Origin of the sequence: Enterococcus thailandicus (assembly GCF_001886265.1) — a bacterium.
Taxonomy (GTDB): domain Bacteria; phylum Bacillota; class Bacilli; order Lactobacillales; family Enterococcaceae; genus Enterococcus_B; species Enterococcus_B thailandicus.
The window spans coordinates 1-2,208 of the sequence record NZ_JXLE01000037.1; the positions used below are offsets into that span (position 1 = coordinate 1).

Genomic DNA, 2,208 nt, shown 5'->3' on the forward strand with positions numbered 1-2,208 from the left:
CAGAGTGACGTTTGAATGTCAACTCTTTTTTAAAAAAGTTTTTTTGATTCCGTTTGAGAAATCTTTCAGCAACCCACTTAATATATCGCATCGTTTGTTATTTGTCAAGAACTTTTTTTGAAGTTTTTCTTGATGAAATCAAGCTTCATAAGCAGTCCTTTTTAAACGACTTAGTTATCTTATCATGTGATAATTCACACGTCAACAACTTTTTGAAATTATTTTTTTAACTTCTAGTTGTTTTTCAACAACTCATTCACTCTATCATAAAAAAAAAGAATGGTCAAGCAAAATTTTACATTTCGCTTGACCTAATTTTAAATTCTATCTCTTCACAACTTAACGATTGATTTGTTTTAATTTTTCACCCATTTTAATCGTTTCTTTCTTATTGAGTGGATAACCAACAAGTAAAATCACCGCAGATAATAGCAAACAAACTGCTGGCAATAAATTAGCAATCGTATAAATACGTTCTTGCACTAAAGCTGACTGAATTGTTCCGCCTACTGAAGACGATTGATAGCCAATCATCGTTAACATAAAACCACCAATTGCCCCTGCACATGCTTGTCCCAATTTTCTAGCAAAAGAATTGACACCGTAAACTGTTCCGTCTTCTCGTAACCCCGTTGTATATTGATGATAATCAATTACATCTGTAATGAAAGCCCACACCATCAAATTGAATAATCCTGATCCCAATGTTGCAATAAATAGTAGGAACAAGTATACCCATGCATTTGTAATATGTAAAAAATACATCAATAAATACATAATAGAAGAAAACATTAGAGCGACAACGCTTGCTTCTTTCTTACCAAACCATCTTGTCAACGCCGTTGCAAAAGGAGCCAATACAACGACCGTTCCATACGTGAATAATAAAGCAATCGACATTGCTTCTTTATTATGGAAGTAGTCATTAAATAAATAAGTCATATTTGTCCCAGCTAAAATTTGATTGATCACAATAAAAATGTCCACAACAACTAGTACTACTAGTGCACGATTCGAAATTAAGCCTTTAACCAGCCTGGTTGCTTGAATCTCTTCTTTTTTTTCTACTCTTACTCTCTCCGTGGATAGCTTGCAAGTTAAGATATATGCTAGAAAAGCTATTGACGCACAGCTAATGGCAATCCAGAAAAATCGTTCACTTGAGACAATCTGTTGACCATTTTTGTTTTGCGTATACATTAATATTGGAATAAAGAAACCCGTAGTTGATCCACCGATTGCTGATCCAATACTTCTGAAAGTCGACAACGAAGACCGATCATCCGGATTTGAACTGATTGCTGCCGCCATTGCCCCATAAGGAATATTAATTGTTGAAAGAAAAATACCATACACAATGTATGAAACAAAAATATAAATCATCTTGGCCGACATTGGTAAATGCTGAATAATAGGCAAAAACATTAGAACTACTACGGTACAAAACGGATACTTCATTCGGCGAATCCACGGGATAAATCGTCCAACTTCTGTTAGCTTAGAAATATCACATAGCCGTCCAACGAAAACATCCGCAAATGCATCTAAAATTCTTGAAACTAGAAAAAGCGTACCTACTATTGCTCCAGAAACGCCAAGGGCATTTGTGTAATAAATCATCAAAAAGCTATTAACCAATCCTAAAATAAAACAATTCCCTAAATCACCAAACATGTAACCAATTTTGTCCTTCAAACCAAACGCACTTGTTTTCTTATTGATTGTCTCCTCAGAAACTGCTTGTTGCGAAAGCATTCCAATCACTCCTTTTTCTTTTTAGTAATCGTTTTCAAAATTATACACTCCATTTTTTTATTTTTATATTCACAATATTGTTATTTTCTTGCATTATGTTGGTTGATAAAAAACTAGAGAAAGAATTTCACTTAGCTGGAAGCAAAAAAAGAGCAGGACTGCAATCGGGAACTGACACTATAATTAGATACAATTAAAAAAGAGCACCTCAAATTTAGTAAAATAAATTTGGAGGTGTTTTTCTAATGGCAAAGGATAACTATTATCCAGATACATTAAAAATTCAAATTGTTGAGCGTTTATTGGATGGAGAGTCACCTTCTTCTCTGCAAGAAGAATTCAATATCCTAGGAAAAGGAACAATATATACTTGGAAGAAGTGGTATTTGAATGGAGAAATTCATCGCTTAAAAGCTTCTTCAGGGCGTCCCATAGAACAAGAACTCTCTATCT

2 protein-coding genes are annotated in these 2,208 nt (G+C 33.9%); one reads left to right on the plus strand and one right to left on the minus strand.

Features of this window, described 5'->3' with window-relative positions:
• Positions 1–339 precede the first annotated feature (339 nt).
• Complete coding sequence (locus RV17_RS12900; protein WP_071869443.1) at positions 340–1,755, minus strand: MFS transporter; 1,416 nt, start codon at positions 1,753–1,755, stop codon at positions 340–342.
• Positions 1,756–2,000: 245 nt separating this feature from the next.
• Between RV17_RS12900 and RV17_RS12905 the strand changes: the two genes are divergently transcribed.
• Positions 2,001–2,208 (plus strand): helix-turn-helix domain-containing protein (locus tag RV17_RS12905; protein WP_143139951.1); only part of this gene is annotated, 208 nt, incomplete at its 3' end.